Annotated in this window: 14 protein-coding genes; 3 read left to right on the forward strand and 11 right to left on the reverse strand. The window is 63.7% G+C overall.

Going from position 1 to position 16970, the window contains the following annotated elements:
* Nucleotides 1–83: 83 nt before the first annotated feature.
* Nucleotides 84–1721, forward strand: a complete 1638-nt coding sequence (locus AC1DVS_RS03145; protein WP_478020170.1) for an AMP-binding protein — start codon at nucleotides 84–86, stop codon at nucleotides 1719–1721.
* Between the two features lie 164 nt (nucleotides 1722–1885).
* Here the strand turns inward: AC1DVS_RS03145 and AC1DVS_RS03150 are convergent, their stop codons facing one another.
* From AC1DVS_RS03150 to AC1DVS_RS03185, 8 genes are all read right to left on the reverse strand, one after another.
* Nucleotides 1886–4276, reverse strand: a complete 2391-nt coding sequence (locus AC1DVS_RS03150) for a TonB-dependent receptor (protein WP_478020172.1) — start codon at nucleotides 4274–4276, stop codon at nucleotides 1886–1888.
* Between the two features lie 299 nt (nucleotides 4277–4575).
* A complete protein-coding gene (locus AC1DVS_RS03155) occupies nucleotides 4576–5112 on the reverse strand; it encodes a VOC family protein (RefSeq protein WP_478020174.1) in 537 nt (178 codons plus the stop codon).
* An 11-nt stretch (nucleotides 5113–5123) separates the two neighbouring features.
* Nucleotides 5124–6533 (reverse strand): 2-oxo acid dehydrogenase subunit E2, encoded by a 1410-nt coding sequence (locus AC1DVS_RS03160; RefSeq protein ID WP_478020176.1) that lies wholly within the window; start codon nucleotides 6531–6533, stop codon nucleotides 5124–5126.
* Between the two features lie 10 nt (nucleotides 6534–6543).
* Complete coding sequence (locus tag AC1DVS_RS03165) at nucleotides 6544–7557, reverse strand: alpha-ketoacid dehydrogenase subunit beta (RefSeq protein ID WP_478020178.1); 1014 nt, start codon at nucleotides 7555–7557, stop codon at nucleotides 6544–6546.
* An 18-nt stretch (nucleotides 7558–7575) separates the two neighbouring features.
* On the reverse strand, nucleotides 7576–8547 hold the full coding sequence (locus AC1DVS_RS03170; protein ID WP_478020180.1) for a thiamine pyrophosphate-dependent dehydrogenase E1 component subunit alpha: 972 nt from the start codon (nucleotides 8545–8547) through the stop codon (nucleotides 7576–7578).
* 19 nt (nucleotides 8548–8566) lie between these two features.
* Nucleotides 8567–9775, reverse strand: a complete 1209-nt coding sequence (locus AC1DVS_RS03175) for an acyl-CoA dehydrogenase family protein (protein WP_478020182.1) — start codon at nucleotides 9773–9775, stop codon at nucleotides 8567–8569.
* Nucleotides 9775–10920, reverse strand: coding sequence for a thiolase family protein (locus tag AC1DVS_RS03180; protein WP_478020184.1), 1146 nt, complete (start codon nucleotides 10918–10920; stop codon nucleotides 9775–9777). The genes AC1DVS_RS03175 and AC1DVS_RS03180 overlap by 1 nt, the downstream gene beginning before the upstream one ends.
* Nucleotides 10917–11312, reverse strand: coding sequence for a Zn-ribbon domain-containing OB-fold protein (locus tag AC1DVS_RS03185; protein WP_478020186.1), 396 nt, complete (start codon nucleotides 11310–11312; stop codon nucleotides 10917–10919). Before AC1DVS_RS03185 ends, AC1DVS_RS03180 begins: the two co-directional genes overlap by 4 nt.
* 200 nt (nucleotides 11313–11512) lie before the next feature.
* Between AC1DVS_RS03185 and AC1DVS_RS03190 the strand changes: the two genes are divergently transcribed.
* Entirely contained in the window at nucleotides 11513–12631 is a 1119-nt protein-coding gene (locus AC1DVS_RS03190; RefSeq protein ID WP_478020188.1) for an acyl-CoA dehydrogenase family protein, read from the forward strand.
* Nucleotides 12632–12636: 5 nt separating this feature from the next.
* On the opposite strand, the gene AC1DVS_RS03195 is transcribed toward AC1DVS_RS03190, so the two are convergent.
* Complete coding sequence (locus tag AC1DVS_RS03195) at nucleotides 12637–13410, reverse strand: ThuA domain-containing protein (protein ID WP_478020190.1); 774 nt, start codon at nucleotides 13408–13410, stop codon at nucleotides 12637–12639.
* Complete coding sequence (locus AC1DVS_RS03200; protein ID WP_478020192.1) at nucleotides 13407–14831, reverse strand: aromatic ring-hydroxylating oxygenase subunit alpha; 1425 nt, start codon at nucleotides 14829–14831, stop codon at nucleotides 13407–13409. Before AC1DVS_RS03200 ends, AC1DVS_RS03195 begins: the two co-directional genes overlap by 4 nt.
* A 134-nt stretch (nucleotides 14832–14965) precedes the next feature.
* Between AC1DVS_RS03200 and AC1DVS_RS03205 the strand changes: the two genes are divergently transcribed.
* On the forward strand, nucleotides 14966–15748 hold the full coding sequence (locus tag AC1DVS_RS03205; protein ID WP_478020193.1) for an SDR family NAD(P)-dependent oxidoreductase: 783 nt from the start codon (nucleotides 14966–14968) through the stop codon (nucleotides 15746–15748).
* A gap of 16 nt (nucleotides 15749–15764) precedes the next feature.
* Here AC1DVS_RS03205 and AC1DVS_RS03210 read toward each other — a convergent pair whose 3' ends face one another.
* Complete coding sequence (locus AC1DVS_RS03210; RefSeq protein ID WP_478020195.1) at nucleotides 15765–16943, reverse strand: aromatic ring-hydroxylating oxygenase subunit alpha; 1179 nt, start codon at nucleotides 16941–16943, stop codon at nucleotides 15765–15767.
* Nucleotides 16944–16970: the final 27 nt, after the last annotated feature.

The following is a 16970-nucleotide window of genomic DNA, read 5'->3' on the forward strand; positions in this document are numbered from 1 at the left end:
GCGTCTTTTCCATTGTGGTCGACTTAGAAGAGCCGGGCACCGGCGCGGCCTGGTCGCCGATCGCTGATGGGTGAGGTCATGCCGTGACGATCCAGTTTCCGACAACACTCCCTGCCCATCTGCGCCGCTACGCCAGCGGAGATTATTGGGACGGCCGCACGCTCGGCGATTGGGCCCGCCTTCGGGCTGACGAGACGCCCGATGAGCCCGTCTTCCTCGGCGATCCGGCCCGGCCAACCTATGCCAGCCTGCTCGCCGACGGCGAAGCGCTTGCCCGAGCGCTGATCGACCTCGGCATCCGGCCCGGCGAGGTGATCAGCTTCCAGACTCCCAATTGGGTGGAAGCGGCGGTGATCAACCTCGCGGCGGCGCTGGGCGGCTATGTCATCAACCCGATCGTGCACATCTACCGCGATGCCGAGGTACGCCAGATGCTCGGCGATTGCGGCGCCCGGGTTTTCTTCGTCGCCGAAACATTCCGTTCGATTGACTATGCAGCGATGATCGACCGCATCCGGCCTTCGCTGCCCGCGCTCGAACATATCGTCTATGTTCGCCCCGCCAGTCGCACACCGTCCTTCGCAGCACTGGTCGATCATGGACGCACGCTCGCGCACCCGTTTCCGGACGTCGATCCCAATGACGCGAAGCTCCTGCTCTACACATCGGGCACCACCGGCAAGCCGAAAGCCGTGCTCCATTCGCACAATACGCTGGCGCGCGTGCTGGATGTGACCTTCCGGCATCTTCGCGTCGTTGGGCAGGATATCGTCCTGATGCCGTCGCCGGTCACTCATATCACCGGTTATGCCGGGGCACTCGAAAGGCCCTTCCAGCTCGGTTCGCGCGCAGTGCTGATGGAGCAATGGGACGCGGCCGCTGCGGTTGACCTGATCGATCGCTATCAGGTCACCTCGACCGTCGCCGCAACGCCGTTCCTGATGGAGCTGTGCAACACAGCGCGTGCGCAGGGCCGGTCACTGCCAAGTTTCCAGAGCTTTGCCTGTGGCGGCGCCGCGGTGCCGGCCGAACTGGTATCCGCCGCCAATGCCGCGCTCGCCAATCCCTGTGCGTACCGCGTCTATGGCAGTTCGGAGGTTCCCCAGACGACGCAGGGCTATTCGCCGGCCAGCGAGCCCATGCTTGCCGCCACGACTGATGGTCATGCCCTGGATTATGATCTGCGGATCGTCGACGAGCATGATCGCGATTGCGCGCCAGGGGCCGAGGGCGAGGTGCTGGTACGCGGCCCGGCCATGTTCCTCGGCTATGGCGACCCCGAACAGACCCGCCAGGCGATCACCGAGGAAGGGTTTTTCCGTTCCGGCGATATCGGGCTGCTGACGCCGCTCGGCGCACTGGTCATCACCGGGCGCAAGAAGGATCTGATCATCCGCGGCGGCGAAAATATCTCCGCCAAGGAAATCGAGGACGTCCTCCAGCTCCACCCCGGCGTGCGGGAGGCTGCGGTGGTCGCGATGCCACACGCGCGACTCGGCGAAGGGGTGTGCAGCTTCATCGTGCTTCGAGACAGTGAGGAGCCGGATGCCGCGACGCTGTCGGCGCATGTGTTCGCCTCGGGCCTGGCCCGCCAGAAATGCCCGGAGCGCTTCGAGTTCGTCGCTGATCTTCCGCGCACTGCTTCCGGTAAGGTCCGCAAGGATGTGCTGCGCGAAGAGATCCGGCAGCGCCTCCTGGCTGAGGCCGAACCGGCCAGCTGACCCTCTCGCACTGAATTCCCGCACCAGCTCTCCTCCAGCCAAAACAAATCCACCGCCTGGGCTTCGACAGCCCGAACGGTGGATGCATTTCGATCAGCGAGATGAGCGAGATTGAATGCCGGCACCGCCGATCAGCAATTGGGCTGATCGGCGGTGACGATGCTTCAGAATTTGACCCCGATCTGCGCGCCGATCACGCGCGGCTCGTACGGAGTCGAGAAAGTGAACAGGCCGGCGACCGGCAGCGTGCCCATGATGTCGCGGGTATTGGTGAGATTGCGGCCGAACACGGAGAGGCTGACTTCCTTCCCGCCGCTCAGCAGGAATGTATAGCCGATCTGCGCTGACAGGTTTGCGCGGTCCTGGGTGTAGCAGCGGCTGTCGTTGACGATCTGGCCCGGCGTGATCGGGTGATTGGGCACGATACAGGTCGCATATTTGCTCGAGTAGCGCAGCAGCGTCGAGGCATCGAACCGCCCGCCGCCGACCTCATGGGTGTAATTCAGACCCAGCGACCATTGGAATTTGGGCGCACGGCGCAGTGACAGCGCCGAGACATTGTCCGGGATATTGTCCGGAGCCGAACCCGCCGTCGTGCCCACGACATCGTTGAAGAAGCTGTCGTAATGCGCGTCGGTATAGGCAAATGAGGCGGTCGCGCTGAAGTCGTGGCTCAGCTGTGCGATCGTTTCGATTTCCAGCCCCTTGATCGTGGCCGAGGCCGCGTTCTTCACGATCGTTTCCTGCGGGTTGGCGGAGCCCAGCGGCGAAGGCTGGACGACCTCTTCCTGCTTGTTGCCATATTTGGTGTAGTACAGCGCGATATTGGTGCGCAGCTGGTGGTTGAGCCAATCGGCCTTCAGGCCAATCTCATACGCATCGACGGTCTCGGGCTGATAGGGCCCGAGCGAAGAGGGGGAGGTTGCGCGCGAATTGAAGCCGCCCGAACGGAAACCCTTTGAATAGGATGCGTAGACCATCTTTCCGGGCGCCAGCTTGTATTCGGCATTGGCGCGCCAGGTGAATTTGCCGAAGCTCGCATTGCCCGTGCAATTGTTCGCCGGGGCGTAAATCGGCAGGGTCACACCGGGTGCCGGGGTAAAGGTACCGATTGCGCCGACGCATTGCGTGCCGGTGTAAGCGGGGTCGGTAAGCTGCACCAGTGCGGCGATCTGGCCGTAATTGGTGAAGATATTTTTCTCGTCCTTCGTATAGCGTCCGCCCACCGCCACCTTGAAGCTGTCGCTCAGCTTGATCTGGGCATCGGCGAACCCAGCATAGGAGCGCGAATGATGGTCGGTGTACTGGCCGATCGTTACACCGCCCAAGCCTGGCCCGACAAAGGTCGACTGGTACAGCGTGTAGGCGCTGTCGAAATAATAGCCGCCGAGAAGCAGGTTGATCCCGTCCGTCACGTCAGTGACCATGCGGAGCTCCTGGCTGAACTGATGATAGCGCTGGATGCGGCGGGTACCGAAGAAATCGACGTCGCTGCCGTCGAAATCGGTGTTCGCGTCCTCGTGATTGCGCTGATAGCCAGTGACGGAGAACAGCTTGACGCTGGGCGACAAATCCCACTCGATATTGCCGCTTACCGCATCGGTATCGTTGCTGATGCTCCGCGGCGCGGTTTCATAGGTCTGATAGGCACCCCGGTCGCCGCTTGCCGCAAAGCGATTGCATTCGGCCGGCGGCGAGAAACCGGGCACGCCGGCATAAGCGCAGAACAGATCGGTGCCGTTCGACGTGGGAATGGTGACAGCTTCGCCGCGTTCGCGGGTATGCTCATAGGTCAGCGTCGCGGTGAAATTGCTGGCGGGTGTGATCAGCGCGGTAATGCCGCCGGTCAGCGTCTGGTAACGGCCGTCCTTGCGATTCTGGACGACATTCTGGACGAAGCCGCCGGTCTGGTCCCAATAGCCAAAGGCCTTGATCGCGATGATGCCGCCGATCGTGCCACTGTTCACCAGCAGCCGGCCGCGCTTGGTGTCGTAGCTCGAATAGGCGAACTGCGCCTTGATGCCGGCGTCGTGCGTCGGCTTGCTGCGCATGACGTTGATCACGCCGCCAATGGTGTTGCGGCCGAACAAGGTGCCCTGTGGTCCGCGCAGCACCTCGAGCCGCTCCATGTCGAAACTGTCGAGCAGCTGGCCGGTATTGGTGCCGATGAACACGCCGTCCACGGCCACGCCGACTGCTGGATCAAAGCTCTTCTCGACATCGTCGAAGCTGATGCCGCGCAAGGCGATGCTGGCGGTGCTGGGCGAGGAGCTGACGCTGTCGACCACAAGGCTCGGCACGCGTCCGGCAATGTCCCGCAGATCCTTGATGGTTCCAACGGAGAGTGCCTGGGCATCGAGCGCTGTAATCGCGATCGGGACGGACTGGATATTCTCGCTGCGCTTCTGTGCGGTCACGATGATGTCGCGGATCGCCCCCCCATCCGTCTGGTCAGCCGGCTCCGGTGCGTCCTGGGCAAAGGCTGGTGCCGCGCTGCAAAGGAGTGCCACGGCCGAAACCGAAAGCAGCAGATGACGGTGAGTTCTGGCGGTCATTATAGTATCCCCTCCAGGCGACCGTATGCCGGACTACCTGTTGATATCGATCACGAGGTCAATGCTCTGCCCGACTGTCGTCTGCCACAATTGTCTAATTTGCCAGTAATGACTGAGGGCGGATTTCGGCGGGTCGGGGCTCGTGCCGAACAATGCTTATCGATCAACATGTTGGTGGTTATTGCCCGGCCGCGCCGCGCCGGCATCAGGTGCAGCGATTATCGCCGGAGCGCGTTCGCAGATGAGCTGACCGGACCCGCTTCGCCGTGCGCGAGTCGAATGCCAGGTGCCGGTCTTTCTCAGCCGATGATTCTGAGCGGCTCGCTGCCGTCCCATGTCCGTGCGGCGTCGCGCATCATGGCGAAGAGCTGGTCTGTTCCGACCATCGGCTGCAGCAGCTCGATGACATGGCCGGGGCCGCCCCCGGCATCGACATAGATCACTTCGCCGGTATCGCCCACCTTGCCTTCGACCAGTATCTCCGCACCCGCCTCGGCACAGGCGCGGCGAGCCTCCTCGATCGATTCCACTATGATGCACACATGGTGCATGCGATCCTTCACGGCATATTCGCCGCTATAGATGGAAGGGGCATCGTTCTCAGGGCGGATCAGCTCGATCTGGACCTCGCCCCAATAGGCGATGGCGACGGAAAACACCGCCTCGGTCGGCTGGCCGCGATATCTCATGTCGCCCAGCCGCACATTCTGCAGCAGGAAAAATGGGCCGACACCCACGGTTTCAGTCCAGTATTTCAGCGCTGCGTCGAAGTCCTCGGGCAGAAAGGCGATCTGGACGATGTCGCCTAGCGCTTTGATCGAGCTGGTCTTGGTCATTCCTATTCCTTTCAGGCGAAGAGGCCCTCGGGCGCTTCGATCAAATTCTTGACGGTCGCGAGGAAGGCAGCCCCGGCTGCACCATCGATCGCGCGGTGATCGACTGACAGGGTCAGCGCGATGCGGCTTTCAAAGGCGATGCCGCCATCATCCGTTTCGACCGGCTGTCGCGCGGCGGCTCCCACCGCCAGGATCGCGCCTTGCGGCGGATTGATGATCGCGTCGAACTGCTCGATCCCCATCATGCCGAGGTTGGAGATGGAAAAACTGCCGCCCTCCATATCCTCGAAGGAGAGCCTTCCGGCCCTCGCCTTGTCGATCAGCGCGCGTGTGGCAGTGGCGATCTGCGCGATCGACATGCGGTCGGCCTGGCGAACGATCGGCGTGACCAGGCCCTTGGGGCCGGCAACCGCGATCGCGATGTCGGCATGCGCAAAGCGGTGGATCTCCTCGCCATGCACCTGCACATTGACATCGGGATGGCGGGCAAGAGCCAGGCCGGCCGCCTTGACCAGATAGTCGTTGACCGAGGCGTTGCAGCCCAGGACCAGATTGGCCGTCTTCCTCAGCGCGACAAGCGCATCTGCCCGGACCGAGATCCGCAGGTAGAAATGCGGAATCTGTTGTTTGGCCTCGGTCAGGCGCCGGGCGACGACCTTGCGGACGCGGTCGAAGGGGATGATTTCCGGCCGATTGGCGACCGCCACGAACTCGGCGGTTCCGACTGGAGCGCTGGCGACAGGCTGAATCACAAATTTCAGCACATCGGCCTTGGCGATCCGGCCGCGCGGGCCGCTGCCGGCGATGCCGCTCAGGTCGATGCCATGCTGTGCGGCGATACGGCGCGCGAGAGGAGATGCGAAAACCCTCGGCATCTCTTCCGGCAGCGCAGCGAGGCCGCGAAGCACCGGGCTTGCCGCGGGGCGCAGTGCCTGATGGACGTCCTGATAGGTGATCCGCCCGTTCCGCCCCGAACCCTCGATCGCAGAAAGGTCGACACCTTCGCTCTCGGCAAGCTTGATGGCCTCCGGGCTGATCGGCCGGTTGGTGACGATCTTCGCCGGCGCCGGTTTCGGCACGGCTTGCGGTTTTACGTCGCCGCTTTTGGCCGCGACCTGGGTATCGACCGGACGGAAGCCGTCCACAAAGGCCTGGATTTCAGCGTCGGTCGCGTCAGCGTCGGCGAAAACGGCGAGGAGCGTGCCGACCGGCTGGGCGTCCCCGCCAGCGCCGACCAGTACACGGCGTACCACCGCATCGAACTCGGCCTCGACCTCGTTGGTGATCTTGGCGGTTTCGATCAGGCAAATTGTCTGACCCCGGGTAAAGGCGTCACCTTCCCCCACCATCCACTCGGCGATGGTGCCCTCGGTCATCTCGATGCCCCATTTGGGCATGCAGAAGGGGCGGATTATGGCCATCTTCGCCACCTCAGCGCCAGCCGAGGATCTTGCGCACCGCCGCCTCGATCTTGTCGACCGACGGCAGATAGGCGCTCTCCAGCTCGCGCGCGAACGGGATCGGGGTGTGCGGCGGCGTGACCGAGAGCGGCGGCGCCTTGAGGCTGGCAAAGGCTTTCTCCGCCACCATCGCGCAGATGTCGCCCGCCAGGCCGCAACGCGGTGGCGCTTCGTCGACCACCACGAGCCGGCCGGTGACCTCGACTGAATCGAGGATCGCCTCTTCATCCAGTGGGCTGGTCGTGCGCAGGTCGATCACATCGCAGCCAATGCCTTCGGCCGCGAGCCTGTCGGCCACTGCCTCGCAAAAGCCGAGCAGCAGGCCTGACGAGACGATCGTCACGTCCTCGCCCGCACGGGTAAGGCGGGCATGGCCGAAGGGGATGAGGAAATTCGGGTCGTCGGGAACCTCGCCACTCGTGCCGTAAAGTGCCTTGTGCTCGAGGAAGATGACGGGATCGTCGTCACGGATCGCCTGGCGCAGCAGGCCCTTCACGTCCGCCGGGGTCGACGGGACGACCACCTTCAGGCCAGGCATGCCCGACAGGATGTGATGGACTGACTGGCTGTGCTGAGCCGCGGCGTTGTAGCCCGCGCCGTAAGCCATGCGGATCACCGCCGGGCATGTCGTCTTGCCGCCGAACATGTACCGGAACTTGGCGAGCTGGTTCCAGATCTGGTCGAGGCTGACGCCGATGAAATCGGCGAACATCAATTCGGCGACCGGCCGCTTGCCGGCCAACGCGAGCCCCCCCGCGGCGCCGACAATGGCGCTTTCGGAAATCGGCGTGTCGATCACGCGGTCCTTGCCGAAGCGGCCGAACAGTCCGTTGGAGGTAGACCAGATACCACCAATGGCCTCAGGCCCGCCCGGCGTGCCCATGCCGCCGACGACGTCTTCGCCCAGCACGACCACATTGGGATCGCGCTCCATTTCTTCTGCGATCGTCGTCAGGACTGCATCGCGGTACATCATTTGTGCCATGGTTTCGCGGTCCTGCCGTCAGTAGCTGATATAGACATCGGTGAGGACGTCCTCGGCGGTGGGCMGCTCTGCAGCCCGCGCGGCTATGACCACCTCGTCGATCAACGTCAGCACCTCTCGATCGACCGCGTCGATGTCGGCGTCGCTCAGCAAGCGGGCGCTGGTGACCTTTTGGCGGAACGTCTTGAGACAGTCGCGTGTCTCGCGGATCCGTTCAATCTCGCCATCGCCGCGATAGCGCTGTGGATCGCCCTCGAAATGGCCGAAGAAGCGCTCGGTGTCGAATTCGACCGCAGCCGGCCCGTTGCCGGCGCGGACATGGTCGAGCACCTCGCGCATCGTTTCGAAGACAGCGAAGAAGTCGGTACCGTCAGCGCGCCAGACCTTCATCCCGAATGCCTCGGCGCGACTGGCAATGTCCCGCGCCGTGCCGACTGCATATTCAACGCCGGTATGCTCGGAATAGTGGTTGTTCTCGAACACGAAGATACAGGGTGCCTGAGTCACCACCGCCAGGTTCATCGCCTCGAAGGTGGTGCCCTGGTTGCAGGCGCCGTCGCCCGAGAACGCAATCGATACCTTGCCCTTGCCGTCGAGCTTGGCGGCCAGCGCAGCGCCGACCGCGATCGGCGCACCGGCACCGACAATGCCGTTGGCGCCGAGCATGCCGAGGTCGATATCGGCAATGTGCATCGATCCGCCCTTGCCCTTGCACAGGCCCTCGCGGCTGCCCCAGATCTCCTTCATCATGCCGGTCACGTCACAGCCCTTGGCAAGGCAGTGACCATGGCCGCGGTGCGTGGAGACGATCTTGTCCTCGGTGTCGAGATGCTCGCACACCCCCACCGCGACCGCTTCCTGACCGCAATAAAGATGGGTGAAACCGGCGATCTCGCCGGTCTGGATTTCGACATGGAGGCGCTCTTCGAATTCGCGGATCACCTTCATCTGGCGATAGGCGCGTAGCAGCGCGTCGCGGCTCAGCTGCATCTCTGCTCTCCGTTTTCCATCAAAGGCCCAGCACGGACCTGGCGATGATATTCGCCTGTACTTCGTTGGTGCCCCCGAAAATGGTCCAGGCGCGGCTGTTGAGATAGCGCGGCGCGGCGAGCTGGGCCTCTTTGGAGCGGACTGGGGAGGGGGCGTTGTCGCCGTAAAGCGGGCGCATCGTTTCAAGCTGGAGGCCGGCGGCGCCGTAAAGATCGACCGCCAGCAGATCGAGATCCTGCCTCAGATTTGAGGCGAGCAATTTGATGAGCGATGTCTGCGGGCCGGGTGGGCGGCCCTGGGCGATCCTGGAAATGATCTCGAGCTCGATCATCTCGAGCGCCTGCACCGCAAGCCTCAGCCTGGCGATCTTGCGCTTCCATTGCCGGTCGTCGGCCATCGTGCCGCCGCGGCCATCGGGTTCGTGCGCGGCCGCTTCTGCGAGCTTGTCGAGGTCATAAGCGAGCTTGGGGGCAGCGCAGGAGCCGCCACGCTCATTCTCCAGCAGGAATTTGGCGATCTCCCAGCCCTGACCTTCCTCGCCGACCCGGTCTTCGATCGGCACGATGACATCCTCGAGGAACACCTGGTTGACCTCATGGTCACCTGCAACGGTAAGAATGGGGCGGACGGTGATGCCCGGCTGGTTCATATCGACCAGCAGGAACGAGATGCCCGCCTGTTTGCGGACGCTCGGATCGGTGCGGACGAGGCAGAACATCCGGTTGGCATGGTGCGCATGCGTCGTCCAGATCTTCGAGCCGTTGAGGATATAGCGGTCTCCGTCGCGCACGGCCCGGCATTGCAGCGAGGCGAGGTCGGATCCGCTGCCGGGCTCGGAGAAGCCCTGGCACCAATAGTCCTCGCCGGTCAGGATGCGGGGAAGATAAAACGCCTTCTGGGCCGCGCTGCCAAAGCTCCAGATCACTGGCGCGACAAGCTTCAGGGCCAATACGGTCAGCATGGGCGCGCCGGCGAGCGCGCACTCCTTTTCGAAGATGTAGCGCTGCACCGGGCTCCACCCGGTACCGCCATGCTCGACCGGCCATTGATAGCCGAGCCATCCCCGGCGATGCAGAATCGCGTTCCAGACCTGGCCGATCTCGGGTTCGACGAACACCGATGGAGTCGCCGCAGCGCCCGCCCTCAGAGCGTCGGGCAAATTGGCCGCCAGAAAGGCGCGAACCTCGTCGCGGAATGCGCTGTCTTCGGGAGAGAGGTCGATGTGCATCAGCGTTCCAGGATCGTCACGGCGGAAACGCCCGGAGCACCGTAGACATGGCCATAGGCGGTCTTGGGGTTGCCGGGCACCTGCCGGCCGCCACCATCGCCGCGCAGCTGTACCACATTTTCATAGACCTGGCGCAGGCCCGACGCACCGATCGGTTCGCCACAGGCGAGGCAGCCGCCATCGGTATTGACCGGGAGCCGGCCATCGATGTCAGTCAATCCTTCGGCAAGCCACTGGTCCTGCTCGCCATCCTTGCAGAAGCCATTCTCGGCCATATGCATGATTTCGGCGCCGGCCTCGGTATCCTGCAGCTGGGCGATGGCGATGTCTTCGGGGCCGATCCCAGCCATGCGGAACGCGTCGGTAGAGGCGATCCTCGTGGCCGAGCCGCCACGCTCGATGTCGATCGAAGGCGCGAAGACCTCGAACGAACCGGGCGGCCGCGTCCGCATCGCCGCTGCCTTCAGGCGGATCAGTGGCTTGCCCAACTCGCGCGCTTTCTTCTCGCTGGCGAGGATCAGCGCGACCCCGCCTTCGGCCGGCGAGCAGAACATATATTTCGTATAAGGATCGCTCACCATCGGCGCGTCCATGATAGTGTCGAGCGCGACCGGCTCGCGTCGCCATGCATGGGGGGCGTGCACTGCGTTACGGAACGCCTTTTCCGCGACCCGGCCGAGGCTCGTCGCCGAGATGCCATGCTCGTGCATGTAGCGGGTGATCTTGTTGGCGAAAAATTGCGTGGTGATCATGTAGCCCGCCTCGCCATACCAGTCGGGCAGGTTGAAATCGGCCGGCATCGGGTTGAAGGCGCCGCGTGGGTGCTTGTCGAAGCCGACGGCGAGGCCGAGTTCGAACTCGCCCGATTTGATCGCCATTTGCGCCGAGAACAAAGCTGATCCGCCGGCGGCGCAGCCATTCCTCACATTGATGAACTGGAGGCCGGTCAGGCCAAGCTGCTCGACCATCGTGTCGGGATTGCCGGCTGCCTCGGACGCGCCATAGGCGAACTGGATATCGGCCCAGTCGGCCCCGGCATCCGCCAGCGCCTGCCGTACGGCATAGACGCCCTGGTCCATACCGGACAGGCCATCGGTACGGCCGAACGGATGAATACCAACCCCGACAATGCAGACATCGCTCATGACGCGGTCCGCGCGGGCTGAAAGGCGTGGACCAGTCGCGGGTCGGCCGCGGCGGGGTCGAGCGGAACCAGCGTCAATTCGAGCGGCATGCCGATCCGGATGTCCTCGGCTTCGACATTGGCGAGCCGGGCCTCGATGATGGCCTCACCGTCCAATTCGATATAGGCGACCGGCCAGGGGCGGAACGCCTCGGGGCCGGCATAGGGCGGCGATTTCGGGCGGTAACGCTGGATGGTGTAGGACCAGAGCGTACCTTCGCGCTTCAGCGGATGGCGCTCATAATCGTCGCCGGCGGGGCACGGAAACACGATGCGGCCCGATTGGCGATGCCGTCCGCCGATCAGCCGCGGCGGAGTTTCATCGGTGAACAGACCTTCGGCGATTGCGCGCATGATACTCCCGTCCCGGTTTCGAGTCCGGATACGGAGCTTTTAAGACCCGTTTCGCTGCCATTCCGACTCATCAAAACGCTAGGCCAGCACGGTATTTCGGCGATGCCACGACGCCGTCCTGTGCGCACCCCTAACTATTTTGCCGAGCGTGGCGGGTTCCCCGGTGCTGCTAAAGCGGTAGCGACAATAGGGGACATCTGGTGAATTTCGACATCGGCGAAGATGGGGAAATGCTGAAGGCGCTGGCGGAGCGATTCGTCAGGGACCAATATGACATGGATCGCCGCCGCGCCTTCCTCGGCGAACCCAATGGCTTTTCAGCGCACAACTGGGCGCTGCTCGGCGAGCTCGGGCTGATCGCCGCGCCTTTCACCGCGGATCTCGGCGGTATGGATCTGGACGCCGTCGGCGTCGCCACAGTGTTCGAAGCGCTGGGCAATGGTCTCGTGGTCGAACCGCTGATCGAGAATGTCCTGCTCGCCGGCCGACTCTTTGCCGCAACCGCGCCGCACGCCTTGCGCGACGCGTGGCTGCCGGGTCTACTCGACGGCTCGCGGCGCATCGCGCTTGCCCATGACGAGGCGCGCGGCCGGCCAGGCCGGCTGTGGATCGAAGCGACGGCAGTGACGAGCGGCGAGGATGTGCGGCTGACCGGTGCCAAGGCACATGTCCCGGCAGGCGCCGGGGTCGATGGCTATATCATCACCGCGAGAAGCAAAGGCGCAGCGAACGCTCGCGAAGGCGTGGGGCTCTATTTCGCGCCCGCCGACGCTCCTGGTCTGATCAAACGGACTTGGCGCATGGCTGACGGCGGCATCGCCGCATCGCTTGAGTTCAACGACCTGCTGGTCGAATCCGCTCATCGTCTCTCAGGCGGGGTGGAAGAGGTCGCAAGTGTCGAGCTGCTCGCCAACCTTGCCCGTTCGGCCGAAATGCTCGGCATCATGACACGGCTGTTCGAGGAGACGCTCGAATATCTGAAGTCGCGCGAGCAATTCGGCACCAGGCTCGGCAGCTTCCAGGCGCTGCAACACCGCATGGCGGCGCAATATGCCGCGATCGAGCAGAGCCGGGGCTTGCTCAACCTGGCGATCGTCTCGCGCGACAAGCCCGGCTTCGCCCAGGCGGTGAGCGGCGCGCGAGCCTTTATCGCGCCGGCGGCCGTGGCGCTCGGCCATGAGATGATCCAGTTCCACGGCGGCATGGGCGTCACTGACGAGCTGTCGATCGGCCATGGCCACAAGCGCCTGCTGGTGCTCTCGCGCTGGCCGGACGATCCCGACGCCGCGCTGGACCGCTTCGCAGGCGTCGAGGACTGAATCGCTCAGGCGGTTTCGCGGTCCTTTATCCAGCTGATCCCGCGCCGTAGCAGGTCGTAGAATACCGGCAGGTCCCAGGCACAGCGGTCGACCGTCGGCCACCAGTCGAGCATCGGCTGCAGGTCGTAATGGCCGCGGCAATGGCCGAGCGTCAGGTACAGCACGGCCCCCTGGCCATGCCCCTTGAGATAGAAAACCGGATGCTTGCCCGGCGCATCCTCGGCCTCGACAAAGCCGGTGCCCGGTTCGGTACATTCGGTCTCCAGCAGAACATGGAGATCGCCGTGCGTCTCCATGTGATAGAGCTCGTCGGTGCTCTCAAAGGGCTCGATACCATGGACCAGCGGATGGCCGGGATCGGCGACGGTGACGAGATAGGGCTCGATCGCCGGATGCGAGAGGAACTGGCTGCCGAGCATATCCATCAGCAGCGGCGCCCAGCGCGGCGCGTCCCATAAGCCGTTGTCGAGCAGCCGCAGCACTGAATTGGTCCCGTGCAGCGCATACCAGCGCCCGCCCTTTGCGAGCCAGTCGCGCAGCGTCTCCTGGGCCTTCAGCGACGGTGTCACGTCGCAGGTGTAAGTGATGAGGATATCCGCCGACGCCAGCGCGTCGATCGTTTCGTAATTCTCGAACACACGGGTGCGGACCCGCTCGTCCTCAGCCAGCAGCTTGAGCAGCTCGAGCCGGGCAAAGTCCATGTCATGCCAGACGCCGCCGCAGATCAGGACGCAGTTTATCCGCGCCGGGTGGGTCTCTTCGGTCAGGGCTTCGGTCATGCGCTCGCTCCCGCTTGGCCTTGGATATACTTGTCGAGTGTCTGGTGGAACTGGCGGATCCGCACCTCCTGATAGTTCGCCAGCTGGATCCGGCCGGTCTTGGAGCAGTGAAGCCCCTCCTGGACGAAAGGCAGGTTCGCCATATCCTGTTCGAACACGTCGCCCAGCACGCCGAGCTCGGTCGCATCCGTCCAGGGCTGATGGGGCTCGAGCATGTGCATCGCAACGCCGCGGGGGATCGGCTCGCCTTTCTTCGCCCGGGCGAGCACACGGATCTCCATCAGGCAGGTGTCGACCGTTTTGCCCGGCCGCCAGCGATAGACGATGTTCGGCATGAAGCCGCCCCAGGGGGCGAAGTTCGGAAAGACGTTATAGACCAGCGCGTCGAGCAATTCGGAGTCGGTAGCATGGTCATGGTCATGGCCGGTCTGCGCCGTGTACCCGGCCCGCATCGCCGCGCCGAGTGCCTCGCGCGCTGTCATGCCTTCCGGCACGGTCACCGCGAACGGGTCGCTCGATGCCTCGTAATTGTCAGCCGAGCGGCCATTATATTTGACGAACTCGTCGACGATCCATTGCTGCGGCTTGCCCGTCGCGTCGACATGCGGAGACATGATGCCGAACGGAACGAGATTGACGTTAACATTGTCGCCCCAGTTCCAATAGGCGCTGTTGCAGTCGCCGGTGAAGGGCAGGAGCTGGGGATGGGTGACCACCGTGTGCCAAGCTTCCATGAAAGCTTCGGCCGTGACCTTCCAGTTCGCCGGGACCTCCTTGGCGACCCACACCACGGTGGTGCATTCCTCGTGCCGCCATCGCTGGAAATGTTCGGGTAACGGAGCGAGGAACTCCTCGAGGCTCGGCCCGCCCGGTTCTTCGCGCAGGAAGATATACCCCGCCCAGCGGCCGATTTCGGCTTCGGGCAGCGCCATGTTCTGGTCGGCGAGATGCGGAAAGTCCCATTTGCACGGCATCGACACGAAATTGCCGCCCGTGGTCCAGGTGAAGCCATGGAAGGGGCAGGTGAACTTGTTGGCATGGCCATTCCCGGTCTTGAGCTTGCGACCGCGGTGGAGGCAGACATTGTGGAAGGCGCGGACCGAACCGTCCTCCTGCCGCGTGATCAGGAAGGATCGCCCGGCATTCTCATAGACGACATAGTCCCCCGTCTCGGGCAGATCCTCCTCGCGTGCGGCGAATTGCCAGACATGGGGCCACATGCGCTCGCGCTCCGCATGGGCGAATGTCTCACTGGTATAGCGCTCGGCGGCGAGCGGCTCTGAGCCGAGATATTCGAAATGCTCCTCGGTCAGACAGGCCGGGGCCGGCCGGGAATCGCTCGCCATCAGCTCAGTCCAGCTGATCCCCGGGCTGCGGGCCGCGCCGTCGCTGCCCGACACCTGCAGGTCCCTGTCCGCCATAAGCCGAATCCTCTCCATCATGATTATCGGCCCCAAGTGTGTCGCGTGTGAGCGGGCGCGTCACCTTGCGGAATCGATAGGTTACGGCCGCTCTCGAATGCGCCAGAACCACTGCGAATCATGGGAAGAGAGCCGTGCAGGGAAGATTACAAGGCAAGGTTGCGCTGGTGACCGGCGGAACCTCGGGTATCGGCGCGGGCGCGGTTCTGCGGCTCGCCGCCGAGGGTGCGAAGGTCCTGTTCACCGGATCGAATGCGGCAGCGGCGGAAACATTGTGCGCCGAGACGGGCGCGCATTTCGTCGCACACCGCGTCCAGGATGCGGCGGGCTGGCCCGCGGTGGCCGAACAGCTCCTCGCGGATTTCGGCCGGCTCGATATCGCCTTCGCCAATGCCGGAACCGAGGCGGGTGACGCCAGCATCGAGGACATCACGGTCGAAGGCTGGAACAATGTCATCGGCGTGAACCAGACCGGCGTGATGTTGACGGTGCAGCACGCGATCCGGATGATGAAGCGCAACCCCGAAGGGCCGACGGGCTCGATCATCATCAATTCCTCGATGAACGCGCACCGGGCGATGGGCAATTTCGCCGCTTATTCGGTGTCCAAGGCAGCCGTGGTCGCGCTGACCAAATCGGCGGCGGTGCATTGCGGCAACCAGGGGTACCGGATCAGGGTGAACGCTGTCCTGCCCGGCGTGGTGGAAACCGGCTTGATCGGAAACCTGATCGCACAGGCGCCCGATCCGGCGGCGGCACGGGCGGCCTATGAGGGCATGTCGCCCCTCAGACGGATGGCGACGGTCGGTGAAATCGCCGGGCTGGTGGCCTGGCTTGGGTCGGACGAAGCCCTGTTCGTCTCGGGCAGCGAATATGTGATCGACGGCGCCACCACCGCCGGCATGATGGGGGTCTGATCCGCCCCCGTGCGGCTCACATCACCGGTTCAGGCGCTGCGGTGTCCTTTGCGAGATACCAGTTCAGCCATTCGTGGAAATATTGGTTGCCGCGCTCGTTGCGGCCGAAAATCATGTCGTCATGCGCCCCGCTTTCCAGACCCTTCTGGACATCGAGGCCGATCAGATAATCCTCATTATAAGTCACATCGCGAAAGAAATTGATCGCCGCTTCGACGCCGGCGCGGTCTTCGTCATCCCGAAGCGGCTCCCGGCGTAGATAGTTCAGGACAGTGCGGTTCCGGTCGGGGGTCGGCCCGGGGAAGATCTGCGCGATCTGGGTGATTTCCGGCGCGATGAAGATCGCGACATTGGGAAAGAAGATCCGCACGAAATCGAAACCGTTATTCTCCTGCTCGCCCCATTTCTCGCGCGGCACGGCCCGAAGCGCTTCGCCGATCAGCCGCTGCGGAAAGCCGATCCTGAAACTCGGCCCGAAACCCTCATAATGCATCCGGTTCGATGGGGTACGCGGTGCGATGGTTTCGGGGTGAAGCGATGCGAAGTGATAGCCCTCCAGATAGCCGTCCATCGCGACCTTCCAGTTCGCGCCCTCGATGGTGCGCGATCCGAGATAGGTCCAGTCGTGGAAATCAAGCGCCTCGAAATCGCCGAGCAGGCCCCGGAAATGATCATCGAGATCGATCGGCGTGCCCGGCGTCAGGCAGACGAAGATCATGCCGGCGCGCTCCTCACAGGGCAGCTCACGCAGGCCCCGTTCGGATTTGTCGACGTCGCCGAAGCTGCTCGATTCCGATATCGCCAGCAGCCTGCCGTCCTGGCCATAGCTCCAGGCGTGGTATTTGCAGGTGAAGCGCGGGCAATTCCCATAGCCCTTATCGGCAAGCGGAGCGCCGCGATGCGAGCAGACATTGAGGAAGGCGCGGACCTTGCCCGCCTTGTCGCGGTTGATGAGCACCGGCATGCCGACCGCGTCCATCGCCTTGTAATCGCCTGGCTTGGGCAGCTCGGCGGTAAAGGCAAGCATCAGCGGCGCACGTTTGAAGACCTGCTCAATCTCGGTCCGCCATTGATCGGCATCGGTATAGCTGCGGCTCGCCACGCGCAGCGTGCTCTCGCCCATGAAGGTCTGCTTGTTCTCGACATAGCCGAGCATGATTTCGGCAACGTCGCCGATACGATCAACCCGAGACATGGCATTCTCCTGATGGCGATTGCTGGG

Source organism: Sphingomonas sp. P3_C5 (genome assembly GCF_056402635.1).